The 17,730-nt window shown below is 64.8% G+C and carries 15 protein-coding genes; 12 read left to right on the top strand and 3 right to left on the bottom strand.

What is annotated here, in order from left to right; all coding sequences use genetic code 11:
- Positions 1-481 precede the first annotated feature (481 nt).
- The 3 genes from BT179_RS11305 to pgm all read left to right on the top strand — a co-directional run bounded on the left by BT179_RS11305 (position 482) and on the right by pgm (position 5,174).
- Positions 482-1,969: a hypothetical protein gene (locus tag BT179_RS11305; protein WP_072431079.1), complete on the top strand. Its 1,488-nt coding sequence runs from the start codon at positions 482-484 to the stop codon at positions 1,967-1,969.
- 75 nt (positions 1,970-2,044) lie between these two features.
- A complete protein-coding gene (locus tag BT179_RS11300; protein ID WP_072431078.1) occupies positions 2,045-3,442 on the top strand; it encodes an aminotransferase-like domain-containing protein in 1,398 nt (465 codons plus the stop codon).
- Positions 3,443-3,533: 91 nt separating this feature from the next.
- Positions 3,534-5,174 carry a phosphoglucomutase (alpha-D-glucose-1,6-bisphosphate-dependent) gene (pgm, locus tag BT179_RS11295; protein WP_072431077.1) on the top strand — a complete coding sequence of 547 codons (1,641 nt, stop codon included), beginning with the start codon at positions 3,534-3,536 and terminating at the stop codon, positions 5,172-5,174.
- A gap of 184 nt (positions 5,175-5,358) precedes the next feature.
- Here pgm and BT179_RS11290 read toward each other — a convergent pair whose 3' ends face one another.
- Together BT179_RS11290 and gspH are read right to left on the bottom strand one after the other, a co-directional pair.
- The gene (locus tag BT179_RS11290; RefSeq protein ID WP_072391238.1) at positions 5,359-5,970 is read right to left on the bottom strand and encodes a type II secretion system protein GspJ; all 612 of its coding nucleotides are present in this window, start codon (positions 5,968-5,970) and stop codon (positions 5,359-5,361) included.
- Positions 5,967-6,419, bottom strand: a complete 453-nt coding sequence (gspH, locus tag BT179_RS11285) for a type II secretion system minor pseudopilin GspH (RefSeq protein WP_072431076.1) — start codon at positions 6,417-6,419, stop codon at positions 5,967-5,969. Before gspH ends, BT179_RS11290 begins: the two co-directional genes overlap by 4 nt.
- A 119-nt stretch (positions 6,420-6,538) precedes the next feature.
- Between gspH and BT179_RS11280 the strand changes: the two genes are divergently transcribed.
- Positions 6,539-6,970, top strand: a complete 432-nt coding sequence (locus tag BT179_RS11280; protein ID WP_072431075.1) for a general secretion pathway protein GspC — start codon at positions 6,539-6,541, stop codon at positions 6,968-6,970.
- A 26-nt stretch (positions 6,971-6,996) separates the two neighbouring features.
- On the opposite strand, the gene gspI is transcribed toward BT179_RS11280, so the two are convergent.
- Positions 6,997-7,371, bottom strand: coding sequence for a type II secretion system minor pseudopilin GspI (gene gspI / locus BT179_RS11275; RefSeq protein ID WP_072431074.1), 375 nt, complete (start codon positions 7,369-7,371; stop codon positions 6,997-6,999).
- 150 nt (positions 7,372-7,521) lie between these two features.
- On the opposite strand from gspI, the gene gspG reads away from it, so the two are divergent.
- The 8 genes from gspG to BT179_RS11235 all read left to right on the top strand — a co-directional run bounded on the left by gspG (position 7,522) and on the right by BT179_RS11235 (position 17,574).
- Positions 7,522-7,971, top strand: a complete 450-nt coding sequence (gene gspG / locus BT179_RS11270; protein ID WP_072431073.1) for a type II secretion system major pseudopilin GspG — start codon at positions 7,522-7,524, stop codon at positions 7,969-7,971.
- Positions 7,972-7,979: 8 nt separating this feature from the next.
- Positions 7,980-8,966 (top strand): type II secretion system minor pseudopilin GspK, encoded by a 987-nt coding sequence (gspK, locus tag BT179_RS11265; protein WP_072431072.1) that lies wholly within the window; start codon positions 7,980-7,982, stop codon positions 8,964-8,966.
- The gene (gene gspL / locus BT179_RS11260; protein ID WP_072431071.1) at positions 8,963-10,144 is read left to right on the top strand and encodes a type II secretion system protein GspL; all 1,182 of its coding nucleotides are present in this window, start codon (positions 8,963-8,965) and stop codon (positions 10,142-10,144) included. The genes gspK and gspL overlap by 4 nt, the downstream gene beginning before the upstream one ends.
- On the top strand, positions 10,137-10,697 hold the full coding sequence (gene gspM / locus BT179_RS11255; RefSeq protein WP_072431070.1) for a type II secretion system protein GspM: 561 nt from the start codon (positions 10,137-10,139) through the stop codon (positions 10,695-10,697). Before gspL ends, gspM begins: the two co-directional genes overlap by 8 nt.
- On the top strand, positions 10,694-13,054 hold the full coding sequence (gene gspD, locus BT179_RS11250) for a type II secretion system secretin GspD (RefSeq protein WP_072431069.1): 2,361 nt from the start codon (positions 10,694-10,696) through the stop codon (positions 13,052-13,054). The genes gspM and gspD overlap by 4 nt, the downstream gene beginning before the upstream one ends.
- Positions 13,055-13,235: 181 nt before the next feature.
- Positions 13,236-14,654 carry a type II secretion system ATPase GspE gene (gene gspE / locus BT179_RS11245; protein WP_072431068.1) on the top strand — a complete coding sequence of 473 codons (1,419 nt, stop codon included), beginning with the start codon at positions 13,236-13,238 and terminating at the stop codon, positions 14,652-14,654.
- On the top strand, positions 14,654-15,865 hold the full coding sequence (gene gspF / locus BT179_RS11240; protein ID WP_072431067.1) for a type II secretion system inner membrane protein GspF: 1,212 nt from the start codon (positions 14,654-14,656) through the stop codon (positions 15,863-15,865). The genes gspE and gspF overlap by 1 nt, the downstream gene beginning before the upstream one ends.
- Before the next feature lie 536 nt (positions 15,866-16,401).
- Complete coding sequence (locus tag BT179_RS11235) at positions 16,402-17,574, top strand: substrate-binding domain-containing protein (RefSeq protein WP_072391271.1); 1,173 nt, start codon at positions 16,402-16,404, stop codon at positions 17,572-17,574.
- The last annotated feature ends 156 nt before the right edge of the window (positions 17,575-17,730 follow it).

Here is a 17,730-nt window from a genome sequence, read left to right as displayed (position 1 = left end):
TGTATCTTCTAATCATTAATGAAGTCCTGATAATTGAACGCTGGTTTTCAGCTCAAGGAAGAAGTCGTGGTGCAATACACGTTTTCGGAAGGTCTTCGTCCTTCAATACCTGTTCAAGATGCTTTGGCCGTTATTGGGTCCGGGTTCTTCTATCGATTGTCAGAAGAACAGCGTGGGGCAGACTGTTCACTAAAGTTCAGCATGTTCTTTGTTTTTTGTACTCATTATCTGTGGGACGTTGTCGGAAATCTCCTAGGACGCGCCCGTGGCTTGTTGAAAGCCAATGATTGTGCGGGTTTGAGCCGGACCCTGGACGCAAGTTGGTTGGCGCTCAATGTATGTGTCAAATAATTACGGCAAGCAAAGTTCAAGCGTATTAACAATACTCTTCGCAGTAGTAGAACAGATCCTCCAGCCCAACATGTCGCGCGGTCACATCAGTGGGTGCGAGGCCGATATTCGAATTTCCAGGTAAATGGTTATGAGTGCAATTCATGAGCAGGCAATGGTTCACGTGTATCAACAGATATTGCAGCGACTGTTAAGTTTCTATTCCCGTGCCGAGCGCACGGCGTTGCAGCTTTTGATACAACGCCTGATTGTCGCCGCCGGCGGCATCGAGCGGATCGGTGATTACCGGGTGCTGACGGTCCAGAACGGAAGCCGGGACAGTTTCTATGTCCTGACGGCCCTGAGGGCGGCGCAATTGAGCATTGCCGGCCGGCATCCGGTCACCTTCGACCTGCGTGTCGCCACGCCGCGGTTGGGCGAGACCACCCAGTCGACCCTGGAAAACATCCACCGCTGCTATAGCGCGCTGTTCGTCTACGACGATCCCCGGGTCGAACTGCTGATGAGTGATAACCGCGAAGTGGTGCCGTTCAATCACCGCCAGCCATTGTCGGTGGCCGGGCACGAATCCAATCGCATGGACATGCTGGTCCTGGGGCACCTTCGCTCCCCCGATAGCCCCCTGGAGATCGGCGACGATGGCTATCTGGCCATGGCGGAGTTCTATCGGCACATGGCGCGCTGGGAGGCGGGGGTCGATTCCCTGGTGAGCAGCGATACGCCACGCCAGCAGAAGCAGTTCATGGCGGGCCTTCGACGGGCGACCCGCAAGATCGGCCTGGTCACCGAGCCAACCGGCACCTTCGACAGTCTGTTCGCGCAGCTCGATGGTCTTGGCGGCGATCTCTTCCAGCATTTCTACGGGGCGCACCGGGTCGGGGCGTGGAAACCCGAGGGCTGTTTCCAGGCCTGCCGTCGCGTCGGGCATATCGGTATCGACGACCTGATCGTCGAGCGCTCCGAGGAAACCAACTGGCCGCTGTTCAGCGAATTCCTGCGGGTGCGAACCGACGACTTCATCGCGTCTTCCCCCGAGAACGAATACCTCAGCCCGCTGCTGTCGGCTCATCTGCATGGCCTGCAGGCCTGCTACCTGCAGGGGCGCAGCTACGAGACGGGCTATGGCGACTATGTCCAACGGGCTGTCATGATCATGCACCGCAAGCAACTGCCGGAGCATGCCTGCGCGCAGGCCAACGAGCTGTTCGGTCCGCCCTCGGCCATTGCCGAGCGGCGTGCCCTGGCCGCCCTCGAAGCGCAGAAGACGCTGGGGCTCAACGAAGCGCAACTGGTGTGCATGCTGTTCGCGCCCTTTGTCGAAAAAGGCGCAGGCCTCGAGCATTTCCTGCGCTGCTGCCATCCCGGCATGCTGGTGGCGATGCCGGACTTGCACAAGGCCATGCAGGGCGCGCCCATCGCCGACCAGGTGGCGCAGTGGATGGTGGATGTCAGCGGCCTGTCCATCGACATGCTCAGCAGGCTCTATGGGGCGAGCATCGCGGCGCCGGACCAGGAAAACGCGTCCGGAGTCGATCCGCAACAGGGCCTGGACGACACCGACGATGACGCGCCGGGACTGGACGCCGATGGCCTGCGCGAACGCTCGGCCAGGCATTGAGGGGCGCGGCTTGACGGATTTATTCAACGACTGCCCGGCCGGTTCGGTGCTCGCATCAATGGCGAGCCTGAAGTCATGAAAGGAGGGCGGGAAACGGATTTCGCCTACCAGGCGGTCTATCGCTACCTGACGACGTTGATCAACGAACTGGGCGCCGATGCCCGGGTGCGCCTGCCGTCGTTGCGGCAACTGGCCGACCGCCTGAGCGTGTCGATCTCCACCATCCAGTACGCCTATTCGCTGCTGGAGAAGGAAGGGCGGGTCTATTCCATCGCCAAGTCCGGGTATTACGCCTCGCCGGTGCCCTGCGTCGCGACCCTGGAGGGGGGCGACGATTTGCTCGAGACGCTGTATGTCAATGCACGGCGACCGGGCATGCGAGTACTCAGCGCCGACGAGCCTGCCGCGCTGCAGCCCCTGGACAGTCCGCTGCTACTGCTTGAGCGCGAATTGTTGCGCCAGTATCCACGCTCCTCCCAGATGCCTTCGCAACCCTGGGGTGAACAGGAACTGCGTACCGCCCTGGCGGCCCGCTATACCTCTTCGCCGGCCCGCTGCTGGAATGCCGATGATGTCTACATCGGTGCCGATCCGAGGGGCGTGCTGGAAATCCTCATTGCGGTCCTGGAACTGCGGGGCGCGACGGTCCTGGTGGAATCGCCCTGCGACTGGACCCTCCTTCGCCTGTTGCAAGCGGCTGAGGTCCGGGTGGTGGAGTTGCCCTTGCTGGGGGATGGCGAAATCAGCCTGGAGCTACTGGAACAATTGCTGGCCAACGAGTCGGTGCGCCTGGTGGTGCTCTCCTCTGTGCTGAACATGCCCATGGGCACGCTCGCGTCCGAAGGCAATCGTCGCGCCGTGGCTCGCTTGCTGGAGATGCATGGCACCTGGGTGCTGGAAAACGACAGCTACACGGACCTGGCATTCGAAACGGGTGCCACGCCTTTTCGTGACCTGCTGGACCCGGACCGGCTGATCGTCTATTCCACCTTCGAAAAGACCGTGGGCCCTGAAGCGCCGTACGGTTATGTGCTGTCGCGTCAGCTGACCCTGCCGCTGCAACGGCATTTCCTGCTGCGCGCGTTTCGTCTGTCGCCGATTCGCCAGAAAGCCATCGCCCGGCTGTACAGCAATGGTCGGATCGATCAGCACGTGCTGGTCCTGCGGCGTCTGTTGCGCGACAGCGCGGGCGCTACGACGCAGCTGCTGGGCGAGCGGCTGGGGGACAGCGTGCAATGGGTGCAGCCCCAGGGAGGTGCGACGATCTGGGTGCGCTCGTTGCGACGGGTGGATCCGCGGCGGGTGTTCCAGCGCCTGCTTGCCCAGCGGATCGTCATTGCCCCGGGGGAGCTGTTCAGCCTCCAGGGCCTGTATGCCCAGCATCTGCGCCTGACCCATGCCCTGGGCGGATCGGATGAGATGGACGGCGCGCTCTGGGCGCTGGCCGAGGCCTTGAGGCTCGAGCAATCGTAATGCAGGGCGATGGATCGAACCCATCGCGCCACGGTCGAACTGTCAGTAAACTGCATTCCATTTCCCAAGCCACTCCATTCAGAGGTTTTGCATGACAGTCAGTCCATTTGCGGGCAAGCCGGCGCCGGCAGAGTTGTTGATCGATATCCCGCGACTGGTGACGGCCTACTACACCGGCCGGCCCGATGCCTCGGTTGCCACCCAGCGTGTGGCTTTCGGCACCTCCGGTCACCGTGGCAGCTCATTCGACCTGGGATTCAACGAGTGGCACGTGCTGGCGATCAGTCAGGCGATCTGCCTGTACCGAGAAGCCCACGGGATCGACGGGCCGCTGTTCGTCGGTATCGACACCCATGCGCTGTCTACCCCGGCGGGTGCCAGCGCCCTGGAAGTGCTGGCGGCCAACGGCGTGACCGTCATGATCGCCGAAGGCGACGAATATACCCCGACGCCCGCGGTGTCCCATGCCATCCTCTGCTACAACCGCGGGCGCACCAGCGGCCTGGCGGACGGCATCGTCATCACGCCGTCCCACAACCCACCGCAAAGCGGTGGCTACAAGTACAACCCTACCAACGGCGGTCCGGCCGATACCCACATCACCAAGTGGATCGAAGCCAAGGCCAATGAATTGCTGGCCAACCAGTTGGCCGGCGTCAAGCGCATCAGCTACGAGCAGGCGCTGAAAGCCCCAACCACTCACCGCCATGATTTCCTCAACACCTACGTGGCCGACCTGGTCAACGTCATCGATTTCGACGCCATCCGCGCCGCCGGCTTGCGCCTGGGCGTCGATCCGCTGGGCGGAGCGGGGGTGCGCTACTGGCCGGCCATTGCCGAGCATTACCGCCTGGACCTTGAGGTGGTGAACACCCAGGTGGATTCGACGTTCCGCTTCATGACCGTCGACTGGGATGGGCAGATCCGCATGGACCCGTCTTCCAGTCATGCCATGCAGGGGCTGATCGGCCTGAAGGAGCGGTTCGACGTGGCCTTCGCCTGTGATCCGGACCATGACCGCCATGGCATCGTGACGCCGTCCGGTGGACTGCTGGCTCCAAACAACTACCTGGCCGTCGCCATCGACTACCTGTTCCAGAACCGCCCGCAATGGCGCGCCGATGCGGCGGTAGGCAAGACGGTGGTCAGCAGCGGGCTGATCGACCGCGTCGCCCGGCGCCTGGGTCGTCGTCTCTATGAGGTGCCGGTGGGCTTCAAGTGGTTCGCCGATGGCCTGTTCGACGGTTCCCTGGGGTTCGGTGGCGAAGAGAGCGCCGGGGCTTCGTTCCTGCGCAAGGACGGCGGTGTCTGGAGCACCGACAAGGACGGCCTGATCCCGGCGCTGCTGGCGGCGGAAATGACCGCCCGTACCGGTCGTGATCCAAGCCAGGCCTACCGCGCCCTGACGGATGAGCTGGGCGAACCGTTCTCGGTGCGCGTCGACGCCAAGGCCAGCCCGCAGCAGAAGGCCTTGTTGAGCAAGCTTTCGCCAGGGCAGGTCGCTTCCACCGAACTGGCCGGTGAGCCGATCCAGAGCATCCTCAGCCATGCCCCGGGCAACGACCAGGCCATCGGCGGCCTGAAGGTCATGACCGAAAATGGCTGGTTCGCGGCGCGTCCGTCCGGTACCGAGGACATCTACAAGATCTACGCCGAAAGCTTCATTGGCGATGAACACCTCAAGCAACTGGTGAGCGAGGCGCAAGCCCTCGTGGATGGCGCCATCAGCTGATCTGTGAGGAGGACCGTGTGCGAGCCTGCCCGGGAAGGGGGTTCAGTGGGCGAAGAGGTTGACTGACCTACCGCTATCGCCAGCAGGCTCGCTGCCACGGAAATCCGGGTGAAGATCTCGGCGCCATCTCTATCCCTATGGGCGCGCGCCCGCGAAATCGAGCGTCCAGGCGATGGCAAGGGGCTTATTCCAAAGGCCCCAGCACCTGCCGGTATTTCTCCAGGCCCTGGGGTGTCCGGCGGGTCAGGCTGATTTCGATGCCCGTCGGGTTGTCCCGGCGGTTGCCGCTGAGCTTGCGCCAGCCTTTTTCCACGTCCCAATACCGCAATGCGGCATCGCTGACTTCGCTGAGCACGGCCACCCCCGGTCCGGGGGCGGGCAGTGGGTAGTGGCTGCGGGCCGGGCCCTGGGCGCGGTAAAGCGTGTCGCCCTTGAGCCACCAGCGCACCCGTTGCAGCTGGCCTTCCTGGGTCGCGGAGACACGGATGACATCCAGGCGAAACCCCCGACCCTCGGTGCTGCGCACGGTCAGGGCGGGTGGGGCGGTGGAGGGTTCGTCGTCGACGCCGGGCTTCATCGGTTCGCTCAACTCGGTACTGGCGCGCAGGGCCACGTCGCGCTCCAGCTGGTTCAGCACCCGTAGCAGCGCTTCAGTCTGTTCGGTGCTGGCCTGCAGGTGGCTGTCGGCCCGGGTCACGCTGTCCAGCCCGCGCCAGGCGATCAGACTGACCACCGCCATCAGCAGGATCGCCACCATGACTTCCAGCAAGGTGAAACCTGTCTCCCGGTTGTTCATCGGACCTGTATCCGTCCGGCGTCACTGCGTTGCACGGTGAGGCTGTTGAGGCCATCCGACAGGCGAATCTGCAGGGGCTCGGCAATCCATTCGGCGTTCAGGACGACACGTGGCCCCGGTTCGATATCGACTTGCAGGGAGGAACTCTGCCAGCGACGCGGGCGCAGTTGCGGATCGTCCTTGAAACGGTCCAGGCCGGTCCCCTGGTCGGCACGACGGCTGAAGCCGAACCCCTTGGCATCTGCGCGCCAGGTGATAGGGCGCCCGTCGACGCGGGCTTCGGTCTGGGCCAGTTGCAGCAATTGCGCCAGACGTTCGGCGTCCTGGCGCAGCAACTTCAACGGATCGGGCCGGATACTCAGGCTCACGGCGGCGCTGGCGATTCCGACGATCACCAGCACCACCATCAATTCGATCAGGGTGAATCCCCGCAGCCTGTCCCGGCCCATGGCGCGCTCCTTTGCGTTGAGCGTCATCCTGCACGGCGAAGATGATAAGCATGTGAAATAAAACGGAGAGAATTGACGCGTACGCTGAACGCCGGAATCAATACAAGGAGAGCCAGGTCATGTCCCTCATAGAGCGTGTGTCGCCGGCGCAGATCGTCCAGGCGCTAGGCCTGTTGGCGGCGCTGGCCGGGGTGGCGACCTGGTCTTCGTTATTGACGACATCCGCCGAATCCCGCACACCGGACGTGACGCCGCAACGCATGGCCGAGCGTTCCGAAAACCCGGCGTTGCAGTGGTTTTCCAGCCAGCCGGCATCAGTGGACATCAAGGTCAGCGGCGTCATGGCCGGTGCCCGCGCGGCTGTGGCGATCCTCAGCCTCAACGACGGGCCACCCCGCGGTTTCCTGGTGGGCGAGAGAGTGGCCCCCGGCATACGCCTGGTGTCGATCGAGGCGCAAGCGGTGGTGATCGAACGCGGCAACCAGCAGACCCGACTACCCCTGGCCCGACTGCCGGATTCGGTGAGCCTGCCTTCCCTGATACGTCGTTGAACAGCGAGCGGACGCAGGTCCGGCGCTCATTTTTCCCGACCGACCAGCGTCTCCAGCCGGGCCAGTGGCGGCGCCTCGCGGCTGCGGTCGGACACGCTCAGTTCGACCCGCAGCATCCGCCCGTTCTCCGCCGGGCGCAGGCTCTGCTCGCAGCGCAGCAGCAGTCGCCCCTGGTCGCAGTCCGATACCCGGGTGCCCGGGGTGAAGCGGTCTTGCAGACGCAACTGCGCCAGTTGGGTACGGGCGGCCAGCAGGGCGATGGATTTGTCGCGCAACAGGCCATTGCCTTGGGTCATCACTGCGGCCACGCGCACCGCGGCCGACATGGCCACGGCAATGATCGCCAGGGCCACCAGCACTTCGATCAGGGTGAAGCCGGCTTGCGGAGCGGGGCGGCACATGGCTAGGACTCGATCGGTGAAGGCAAGCCTGCAAGGCTAGCCGGGGTTCGTGACCGATTGAAGACGCAAGCTCCTGACCAATTTCAATATCACTGACATATTTTCTTGCAACACTGCGCCTCGAATCGAATCCAGCGAAGGACCGTCGAGATGCAGATCGCCCGTTACACTGCCCGTCCCCAAGGCCCCAGCGGGCAGTGCGGCTTCACCCTTATAGAAATCATGGTCGTGGTGGTCATCCTCGGCATCCTGGCGGCGATGGTGGTGCCGAAGGTGCTCGACCGGCCTGACCAGGCGCGGGCGACGGCGGCCAAACAGGACATTGGCGGCCTGATGCAGGCCTTGAAGCTCTATCGTCTGGACCACGGCAGCTACCCGAGCATGAACCAGGGCCTCAAGGTCCTGGTCGAGCGGCCGGCCGATGCCAAGAACAGCACCTGGCGTTCCTATCTGGAGCGCCTGCCCAACGATCCGTGGGGTCGTCCCTATAACTACCTCAACCCCGGTGCCAATGGTGAAGTCGATGTGTTTTCCCTGGGCGCCGACGGCCAGCCCGACGGCGACGGGGTCAACGCCGACATCGGTTCCTGGCAGCTGTAAGGAACGTGATGCGCACGGATTCGCCCAACGGCGCGAAGCAGCGTGGCATGGCCGTCATCAGCGCGTTGTTGATCGCCGCGGTGGTGGCAGTCATCGCTGGCGGCATGCTGGCCCGCCAGACCCTCTTCACCCGTAGCGTGGAGGCCGAACAGCTACGTATCCAGGGAACGGCACGCTTGCAAGACGGCCTGCAATGGAGCCGCCAACTGCTGTGGGAGGCCCGCCAGCGTGATCCCTTGACGCGTTTCGGCCAGCCTTGGGCGAAACCCATCGTGCTACCGGGTTCGAGCGCGGTCGAAACGCCGTTCGAAGGACACCTGGAAGACGAGCAAGGCAAGTTCAACCTGCGCAACCTCGTCGCCAACGAGCGGGTGGACCCGGAGCAACTACGGGCCTTCGAACGGCTGTGCGAGCAACTGGGTGTTGCCGCGGCGGTACGCGGGCGCATCGTCGAACGCGTCATCGCGGGGTACCCGAGATTGCCGGACACCGAGCGCACGGATGCCGCGACGACGGCTCACACCTTCGACAGCGGTCGCGACACCTCGCCCCACGCCGGCGGCAAGCCGCTGGCGCCCACGCGGCCGATGATACGCACGTTGCAGGATCTGCACGGCCTCAAGGGGGTCACGACCAAGATACTGGAAACCCTGGCGCCCCATGTCACCGTGCTGCCGGCCAACACCTGGCTCAACGGCAATACCGCCAGCGCCCAGGTGCTGGCTGCCTACGTACCCGGACTGTCGCTGCAACAGGCCCAGGCATTGGTGGCCGAGCGCGACGGTGGCCACTGGTTCATCAACCGCGGCGATTTCGTCAATCGCCTGCGCATGCCGCAGTTGGAAACCACCGCCGTCAAGGTCGGCATCACCAGCGACTGGTTCCGCTTGCGCGGTCAGGCCCGCAGCGGTCAGCGTCGGGTCGAACTGGACGCGTTGCTGCAGCGCAGCCCGGATCGGCTGCCCCAGGTGATCTGGTCACGGGTGGGTGTATGAAGCGGCTGCGGGTAGCGCTGGCGCCGCTGGGGAGCCTGGACCTCGACACGCCATTGGCGTTTGCCTGGCTGGACCGCCAGGGGCGGGTGAGCGAACACGGGCGCAGCAGCCTCCGGGCCTTGGGGCAGGGCGCCAAACACCTGTCGGTAGAATGCTTCCTTCATCCCCGGGACAGTTTGCTGACCCGGTTGGAACTGCCTTCGCTACCGGCGGCGAAAATCAGCGCGGCGGTGACCTGCGCGGCCCAGGCCCTGATGCTCGGGGCCTGCGAGCGGATGCAGGTCGCCCACGGCCCTCGGGACCCCGATGGACAGGTGTCGATTGCCTGGCTGGACCGCGAGTCGCTCAACCTGCTCGGCGGCCTCCTGCAACAGGCCGGCCTGAGGTTGCGCGGCCTTTACCCGGCGGCCTACGCCTTGCCGGCCTTGGCCGGACCGGTGGCCTGTATCGAAGACGGACATCTGCTGGTGCGCCATGGCCCGCAGCATGCCGAGATACAGCCGCTGGTCGGGGAGAGCGCGGACCCATGGCTGATGGACGCCGGGCCGGGTTTGCACTGGGTGGGAGAGTCGCCGCCGCAGCCTTCCATCGCGACCTTGCCGGCAAGCCAGCGCCTGGCGGGTGCCGTGCCGGGCTGGGGCTTGCATGGGGGGCTGAACCAGCGCACGACCGGACGTGGGGGCTGGGGCCGGGCGGCGGCGATCTGCGCGCTGGCCCTGGTGGTCTGGGTCGTTGGTCTGAATCTCTACGCCGCCCGCCACGCAGCCCAGGGGCAACGGCTCAAGGCGCAGATGACCCAGCGGGTGAAGCAGGCGTTTCCGCAGTTGCCGGTGGTCCTCAACCCATTGCAACAGGCGCGTCAGCAGATCGCTGCCCGTCGCGAGGGCTCGGCCACCGATCCGGCCCGGCGCTTCGCTGCCCTTGTGCGACAGGCCGGCAGCGCCATGCCCTTCATGGGCGGCAACGTGCAAACCCTGGTCTTCGATAACGGTGAGCTACGCCTGACCGTCGTCGCCGATGCGCAGAAAGCCACCGCCGCGGACGATTGGAAAATGCCCCTGGCCCAGGCCGGCATCGACGTCGTCGCCATCGAGCAGGGCTGGTTGTTGCGTACGGCCTCGAACGGTACGGGTGCCGCGGACACCCCCGACGACACCTCGGAAGCCGACGATGAGTAACCCCTCCCTGACCCGACTGAAGGTTCGCTGGCAGACCCTGCGTTCGCGTCTCAAGGGCGCCTGGCAGGGCCTGGCGTTGAGAGAGCGGCGCGCCGTGTCCCTGGCGGCGCTGGTGGTGGGCAGCTGCCTGGTCTGGCTGGTCCTGATCCAGCCGCCGCTCAAGACCATCGCCTATTGGCAGGCCGAAACCCCCAAGCTGCGTTCGCAGACCGAAGCGCTGGAGGTGCTGCTGCGGGATGTCGGCGGGCCTGCCCAGGGGCAGTCGGTCGAGTCGGCATTGCGTCAGACCCTGGAGGCCAGCGGACTGGGCGAACATTACCAGCTGCAGGCTGCCGACCCGGGTAACAACGCCTGGCAACTGACCCTCCAGGACGCTCCGGCCGATGGCGCGATCGACTGGTTGCTGAGCTATCCCGGACGATTTTCCCTGGAAGTGATCGAGGCCCGCTTGCAACGCACGGGCCCGGCCAGTTCCGACGACACCGACACCGCCGGCACATTGTCCGGAACCGTTCGCATGGATCAGGCGCAAGGCGCTAAGGAAGCTTCATGAAGGGGGCCAGATATCCACGTCATTGGCACAAGGCCGCGCCGTTGCTGTTGCTCGCGCTGAGCGCCTGCAACAGCACGCCGCCAGCCTCGCAGCCACCCTTGCTGGTGGACAGTGAGCTGGGCATGCCGCTGGGCAATACCCAGCGCACGGGCGACGCGTTGCTGGACCGGCAGCGGGCCCAGGCCTCGCGGGAACAGAAACCTGCGGCGAGGCATCCGGTCGATCTCACGTCCCGCAGTCGCGAAGCCCGCGCCAACACGCCTGGCCGCAATCCGCTGGGGGATCAACCCGTCACGCTGAACTTCGTCGAGGCCGATATCCAGGCCGTGGTGCGAGCCTTGTCCCGCTCGACCGGGCAGCAGTTCCTGGTGGACCCCAGGGTCAAGGGCAACCTGACCCTGGTATCCGAGGGCCAGGTGCCCGCCCATCAGGCCTACGACATGCTGCTGGCGGCGCTGCGCATGCAGGGCTTCAGTGTGGTGGACGTGGGCGGCGTGGCCCAAGTGGTGCCCGAAGCCGATGCCAAGCTGCTGGGCGGGCCGATCTACAGTGCCGACAAACCGGCCGGCAACGGCATGCTGACCCGCACCTTTCGCCTGCAATACGAGAACGCGGTGAACCTGATCCCGGTGTTGCGGCCCATCGTTTCGCCCAACAACCCGATCAACGCGTACCCCGGCAACAACACCATCGTCGTCACCGACTACGCCGAGAACCTGACGCGGGTGGCGCAGCTCATTGAAGGCATCGACACCCCCAGCGCCATCGACACCGACGTGGTGCCCATCCAGAACGGCATTGCCGTGGACATCGCGCAGATGGTCTCCGACCTGCTGGAAACCCAGGGCGGTGACCAGACCCAGAAGATCAACGTGATCGGCGACCCGCGCTCCAACGCCATCATCATTCGCGCTGGCAGCCCCGAGCGCACCGAGCTGGCGCGCAACCTGATCTACAAGCTCGACAATGCCCAGAACAATCCGAGCAACCTGCACGTGGTGTACCTGCGCAACGCCCAGGCCGGCAAACTGGCCCAGGCCCTGCGCGGCCTGCTGACCGGGGAGAGCGAAACCGAGGGCCACGACAACTCGCGCTCGGTGCTCAGCGGCATGGGCGCCAGCACCAACGGCCAGGGCAGCCAGGGCAGCAGCGGTGATGGCAGCAGCGGGAACAGCGGCGCGGTCGCCCCCACCAGCGGCGGATACGGCCAGGGCAGCAGCGGGCAGGCTTCAGCCTCGACACAGAACGAGCAGAGCACCGCGTTCAGCGCCGGCGGTGTGACCATCCAGGCCGATGCCACCACCAACACCTTGCTGATCTCGGCGCCGGATCCGCTCTACCGCAACCTGCGGGAAGTCATCGACCTGCTGGACCAGCGCCGGGCCCAGGTGGTGATCGAAAGCCTGATCGTGGAGGTCGGCGAGGACGACGCCAGCGAATTCGGCGTGCAATGGCAGACCGGCGATCTCGGTGGCAGCGGCGTGATCGGAGGCGTCAATCTCGGCGGCACGGGGCTCAACCTCAACGGCAAGACCAGCATCGACGTACTGCCCCCGGGCCTGAACCTGGGGGTGGCCAACGGCACCGTGGACATTCCCGGCATTGGCAAGATCCTCGACCTGAAAGTCCTGGCCAGGGCCTTGAAAAGCAAGGGCGGCACCAACGTGCTGTCGACGCCGAACCTGCTGACCCTGGACAACGAAGCCGCGAGTATCTTCGTCGGCCAGACCATCCCCTTCGTCAGTGGCAGCTATGTCACCGGGGGCGGCGGCACCAGCAACAACCCGTTCCAGACCGTGACACGCGAGGAAGTGGGCCTGAAGCTCAACGTGCGGCCGCAGATTTCCGAGGGCGGCACGGTCAAGCTCGATATCTATCAGGAGGTCAGCAGCGTCGATAACCGCGCCTCCGGCACCACCGGGATTGTCACCAACAAGCGCGCCATCGACACCAGTATCCTGCTGGACGACGGGCAGATCATGGTCCTGGGCGGGTTGCTTCAGGATGGCTACAGCCAGAGCAACGACGCGGTGCCATGGCTGTCGACCCTCCCTGGCATCGGTGCGCTGTTTCGCAATGAGCGGCGGCAGATCACCAAGACCAACCTGATGGTGTTCCTGCGGCCCTACATTATCCGTGACACGGCGGCGGGGCGCGGCATCACCCTCAATCGCTACGACTTCATGCGCCGCGCCCAGGGCCTGCTGCAACCGGAGCGCAGTTGGGCCATGCCGGACATGCAGGCGCCGCAACTGCCGGCCTCGGCCAAGGCGATCCCCGGCGCGGCGCCGGTCGGGCTGCAAACCCCGAGGGCGGCGATCAAGGCGGTGCCGGTCGAGGGAGATTCTCGTCAATGAACATCAGCCCTCTGAGTGTTCGCGGCATGCGCAAGGCTGAGGCCAGCCCAAGAGTCTGTGGGAGCGAGCCGGCTCGCGCTGGCGGCAGTTCACTCAACCTCATTGCAACCGTCCCGCCGCTACCGCGAGCCAGCTCGCTCCCACAGGCGGCATGTGTGTTTCTTGGGGGCGAGGTGTCGGCATGAACACTCTCCCATACGCCTGGGCCAAGGCCCAACGCCTGGTGCTGCGCCAGGGCGAAGAGGGGGCCGTGCTGATGGTGTGTCCTTCCACGCCGGGCTGGTCCATCAGCGAAGTCCGTCGTCAGTTCGGCGAGGTGCGGCTGGAGCGGGTGCGCGAAGACGACATCGAAGGCCTGCTCAACAGCGCCTACGCCGACACCGGCAGCGCTGCCGCCGTGGTGGGCGCGGCGGAAAACGAGGTGGACCTCGACCGCTTGATGCAGGACATTCCCGAGATCACCGACCTGCTCGATACCCAGGACGGCGCGCCGGTGATCCGCATGATCAACGCCTTGCTGACCCAGGCGGCCCGGGATGAGGCCAGCGATATTCACATCGAGCCCTACGAGAGCCATTCGGTGGTGCGCTACCGGGTCGACGGTACCCTGCGGGACGTGGTTTCGCCGCGCAAGGCCCTGCACGGTGCGCTGGTGTCGCGAATCAAGATCATGGCCCAGCTCGATATCGCCGAAAAACGCCTGCCCCAGGACGGCCGCATTGCCTTGCGGGTGGCCGGCAGGCCTATCGATATCCGGGTTTCCACCGTGCCCACGGGCCATGGTGAACGGGTGGTGATGCGGCTGCTGGACAAGCAGGCCGGGCGCCTGCAACTGGAGACCCTGGGCATGGACCCGAATGTACTGGGCAAGCTCGATCACCTGATCCGTCAGCCCCACGGCATCGTCCTGGTCACCGGCCCCACCGGCAGTGGCAAGACCACCAGCCTGTATGCCGCCCTGGCCCGGTTGGACGCCAGCGTTCATAACATCTTGACAGTGGAAGACCCGGTGGAATACGACCTGCCGGGCATCAGCCAGATCCAGGTCAACGCCAAGATCGACATGACCTTCGCCCTGGCCCTGCGGGCGATCCTGCGCCAGGACCCGGACATCATCATGATCGGCGAGATCCGCGACCTGGAGACCGCGCAGATCGCGGTGCAGGCCTCCCTGACCGGTCACCTGGTGCTGGCCACGCTGCACACCAACGACGCCGTGTCGGCCATCAACCGTCTGATCGACATGGGAGTCGAGCCGTTCCTGCTGGCCTCGTCGATGCTCGGGGTGCTGGCCCAGCGACTGGTGCGCAGGCTGTGCCCGCAGTGCAAACAACCCGATCCGGCGGCACCCGGCACCTGGCGCCCGGTAGGATGCGCCGCCTGCAGCCAGACCGGCTACAGCGGGCGCACCGGGATCCATGAACTGTTCTGCATCGACGATGACATCCGCACGCTGATCCACCAGGGGGCAGGGGAGCAGGCCTTGCGCGCCTCCGCTCGCCAGGCCGGCATGTTCAGCATGCGCGAGGATGGCGAGCGTTGGGTTCGTGGCGGCGTGACCGCTCCTGAAGAAATCCTGCGCGTGACACGGGACGCCTGATGAATCGCTATCGTTTCGAGGCGGCCGACGCCCAGGGCAAGATCGAGACCGGACACCTGGAAGCGGATAGCCAGGGTGCTGTTTTCAGCCTGCTGCGCAGTCGTGGATTGACCGCATTGCAGGTGCAGTTGGAACGCAACACACCTCAAGCCCACGGTGGCGGGTTATTCGCGGCCCGGCTCTCGGACAACGACCTGGCCTGGGCCACCCGGCAACTGGCGAGCCTGCTGGGGGCGAGCCTGCCTTTGGAAGCTGCGTTGAGTGCCACGGTGGAACAGGCCGAGCGCAAGCACATCGCCCAGACCCTGAGTGGAGTCCGGGCCGATGTGCGCAGCGGCATGCGCCTGGCCGAAGCCCTGGCGGCGCGTCCCAAGGACTTTCCGGACATCTATCGAGCACTGATCGCCGCCGGCGAGGAGTCCGGTGACCTGGCCCAGGTCATGGAGCGGCTGGCCGACTACATCGAGGAGCGCAACAACCTGCGGGGCAAGATCCTGACGGCGTTCATCTATCCGGGGGTGGTGGGGCTGGTGTCCATCGGCATCGTGATCTTCCTCCTCAGCTATGTGGTGCCCCAGGTGGTCAGCGCGTTTTCCCAGGCGCGCCAGGACCTGCCCGGCCTGACCCTGGCCATGCTCACCGCAAGCGACTTCATCCGCGCCTGGGGGTGGCTGTGTTTCGGTGTGCTGGCGGGCGGGTTCTGGAGCTGGCGGATATACCTGCGCAACCCTCGGGCACGATTGAACTGGCACGCGCGTGTGTTGCGCCTGCCGTTGATCGGGCGTTTCGTGCTGGGGCTCAATACGGCACGTTTCGCCTCCACCCTGGCGATTCTCGGCGCCGCCGGGGTGCCGCTGCTGCGGGCGCTGGAAGCGGCGCGACAGACACTGTCCAACGACCGCCTGAGCCTGAGTGTCAGCGATGCCACGGCGAAGGTCCGCGAAGGGGTCAACCTGGCGGCCGCCCTGCGGGTGGAAAAGGTCTTTCCGCCGTTGCTGATCCACCTGATCGCCAGCGGCGAAAAGACCGGTTGCCTGCCCCCGATGCTCGAACGCGCCGCGCAGACCCTGTCCCGGGACATCGAACGTCGGGCCATGGGCATGACCGCGTTGCTGGAGCCGCTGATGATCGTGGTCATGGGCGGGGTGGTATTGGTAATCGTCATGGCGGTGCTGCTGCCGATTATCGAGATCAACCAACTGGTTCAATAAACCGTCCTCGTCTGGTTGACACAAACCTTGTGGCAAGCACCGCTGCTCTGGGGATCTTTCACCGCAGGGCTGCGCAGCAGCCCCATGTCACCGAGCCAACCCGCCTGGCACACCCGCGCGCGTTGTGAAGGGCGCTTCGCACCCCAAGGGGGATAAATCCCCTCGCCAGAAAAGCACACCGAGCAAAATAGACACAGACGCCGTCGACACCTCCCGAGCCTCGCTCTCGCCAAACTCGGGTTCCTCGTTCTGTCATCTTCCGCCGTTCGGCAACCATTCGCCGCCACTCCACGGCCAACCCTTGTCGTCCCCCTGGAAAAACCGCCTGAACCCACGGCGCAGAGCCCCCGAACACCCGAGGAAAAAACTCGAAAAACAGCCCTCGGCTCCCGAGGTTTTTTCCTTTATCTGTCACCGGAAACTGCGAATTTCTAACCCATGGCCTCACCCCATCGCCACTGGCACAGGACGGAGCGCCATGACGGCAAGCACGCGTCAATCAACCTACGTACGAACACGATGAAAGGAGATTCTTCATGTTTAAGCGCAACGTTCTCGCGGTATCCCTGACCCTCGCCGGCCTCTGCGCCGCCCAGGCCGCCATGGCTGATGTCAACGGCGGTGGTGCGACCTTGCCTCAGCCCCTGTACCAGACTTCCGGCGTACTGACCGCTGGTTTTGCTCCCTACATCGGCGTGGGCAGCGGTGCTGGCAAGGCTGCTTTCCTGAACAACGACTACACCAAGTTCGTAGCGGGCAACACCAGCAAGAACGTGCACTGGGCTGGCAGCGACTCCAAGCTCAGCGCCACTGAGCTGAGCAACTACGTCACTGCCCACGGCGCCGCCTGGGGTCCATTGATCCAGGTGCCTTCGGTGGCTACCTCGGTCGCCATTCCGTTCAACAAGACCGGCACCGCCAACGTCAACCTGAGCGTCAACCAGCTGTGCGGCGTGTTCTCCGGCCGCCTGACCGACTGGAGCCAGATCACCGGCTCGGGTCGTACCGGTGCGATCACCGTGGTCTACCGTGCCGAGAGCAGCGGCACCACCGAGCTGTTCACCCGCTTCCTGAACGCCAAGTGCGCTGAAACCGGCACCTTCGCCGTCACCACCAACTTCGCTTCCAGCTACAGCGGCGGTCTGCCAACCGGCGCCGTGTCTGCCACCGGCAGCCAGGCTGTGATGACTGCGTTGAACGCTGCCCAAGGTCGCATCACTTACATGAGCCCGGATTACGCCGCTACCTCCCTGGCCGGTCTGGATGACGCCACCAAGGTCGCTCGCGTTGCCGGTGTGTCCCCAGCCCCAGCCAACGTTTCGACTGCCATCGCTGCTGTTCCAGTTCCTGCCGCTGCCAACCGCGCCAACCCGAACGCCTGGGTGCCCGTGTTCGCCGCAACCACCAACCCGAACGACCCAAGCGTAGTGGCTTACCCATCCTCCGGCTATCCGATCCTGGGCTTCACCAACCTGATCTTCAGTCAGTGCTACGCCGATGCAACCCAGACCACCCAGGTGCGTGATTTCTTCACCCGTCACTACAACGCCACGGCAGCCAGCAGCAACGACGCCGCCATCACCGCCAATCGCTTTGTACCGCTTCCAGCGACTTGGAAAACCGCCATTCGCAGCAGCTTCGTAACCGCAACCAATGCCCTGAGCATCGGCAATGCGAACGTCTGCAACGGCATCGGTCGTCCGCTGTAACGAATCGCGCTAGCTCCATGCAACACGATCAGCAACGGCGCAAGCCGTTGCTGATCTTCTGCGTCAGGCCCCGACCAACACAGCCACATGAAATTTTCATGACAACCGTTCGGTCCCGAGCGGCTGTAACCGCCTAACCCCTATAACCAAGGCTGG

Origin of the sequence: Pseudomonas sp. NFACC43 (genome assembly GCF_900119645.1) — a bacterium.
Taxonomy (GTDB): domain Bacteria; phylum Pseudomonadota; class Gammaproteobacteria; order Pseudomonadales; family Pseudomonadaceae; genus Aquipseudomonas.
This window is presented reverse-complemented; position numbering and strand designations above follow the sequence as displayed.

What these genes read in the sequence shown, in the direction of transcription:
- gspM (WP_072431070.1), top strand. Translation starts at nt 10,137, where the DNA reads ATGAGTAACCCCTCCCTGACCCGACTGAAGGTTCGCTGGCAGACCCTG.
- BT179_RS11280 (WP_072431075.1), top strand. Translation starts at nt 6,539, where the DNA reads ATGTCCCTCATAGAGCGTGTGTCGCCGGCGCAGATCGTCCAGGCGCTA.
- pgm (WP_072431077.1), top strand. Translation starts at nt 3,534, where the DNA reads ATGACAGTCAGTCCATTTGCGGGCAAGCCGGCGCCGGCAGAGTTGTTG.
- gspD (WP_072431069.1), top strand. Translation starts at nt 10,694, where the DNA reads ATGAAGGGGGCCAGATATCCACGTCATTGGCACAAGGCCGCGCCGTTG.
- gspK (WP_072431072.1), top strand. Translation starts at nt 7,980, where the DNA reads ATGCGCACGGATTCGCCCAACGGCGCGAAGCAGCGTGGCATGGCCGTC.
- gspH (WP_072431076.1), bottom strand. Translation starts at nt 6,419, where the DNA reads ATGGGCCGGGACAGGCTGCGGGGATTCACCCTGATCGAATTGATGGTG.
- gspG (WP_072431073.1), top strand. Translation starts at nt 7,522, where the DNA reads ATGCAGATCGCCCGTTACACTGCCCGTCCCCAAGGCCCCAGCGGGCAG.
- BT179_RS11305 (WP_072431079.1), top strand. Translation starts at nt 482, where the DNA reads ATGAGTGCAATTCATGAGCAGGCAATGGTTCACGTGTATCAACAGATA.
- BT179_RS11300 (WP_072431078.1), top strand. Translation starts at nt 2,045, where the DNA reads ATGAAAGGAGGGCGGGAAACGGATTTCGCCTACCAGGCGGTCTATCGC.
- gspI (WP_072431074.1), bottom strand. Translation starts at nt 7,371, where the DNA reads ATGTGCCGCCCCGCTCCGCAAGCCGGCTTCACCCTGATCGAAGTGCTG.
- BT179_RS11290 (WP_072391238.1), bottom strand. Translation starts at nt 5,970, where the DNA reads ATGAACAACCGGGAGACAGGTTTCACCTTGCTGGAAGTCATGGTGGCG.
- gspF (WP_072431067.1), top strand. Translation starts at nt 14,654, where the DNA reads ATGAATCGCTATCGTTTCGAGGCGGCCGACGCCCAGGGCAAGATCGAG.
- gspE (WP_072431068.1), top strand. Translation starts at nt 13,236, where the DNA reads ATGAACACTCTCCCATACGCCTGGGCCAAGGCCCAACGCCTGGTGCTG.
- BT179_RS11235 (WP_072391271.1), top strand. Translation starts at nt 16,402, where the DNA reads ATGTTTAAGCGCAACGTTCTCGCGGTATCCCTGACCCTCGCCGGCCTC.
- gspL (WP_072431071.1), top strand. Translation starts at nt 8,963, where the DNA reads ATGAAGCGGCTGCGGGTAGCGCTGGCGCCGCTGGGGAGCCTGGACCTC.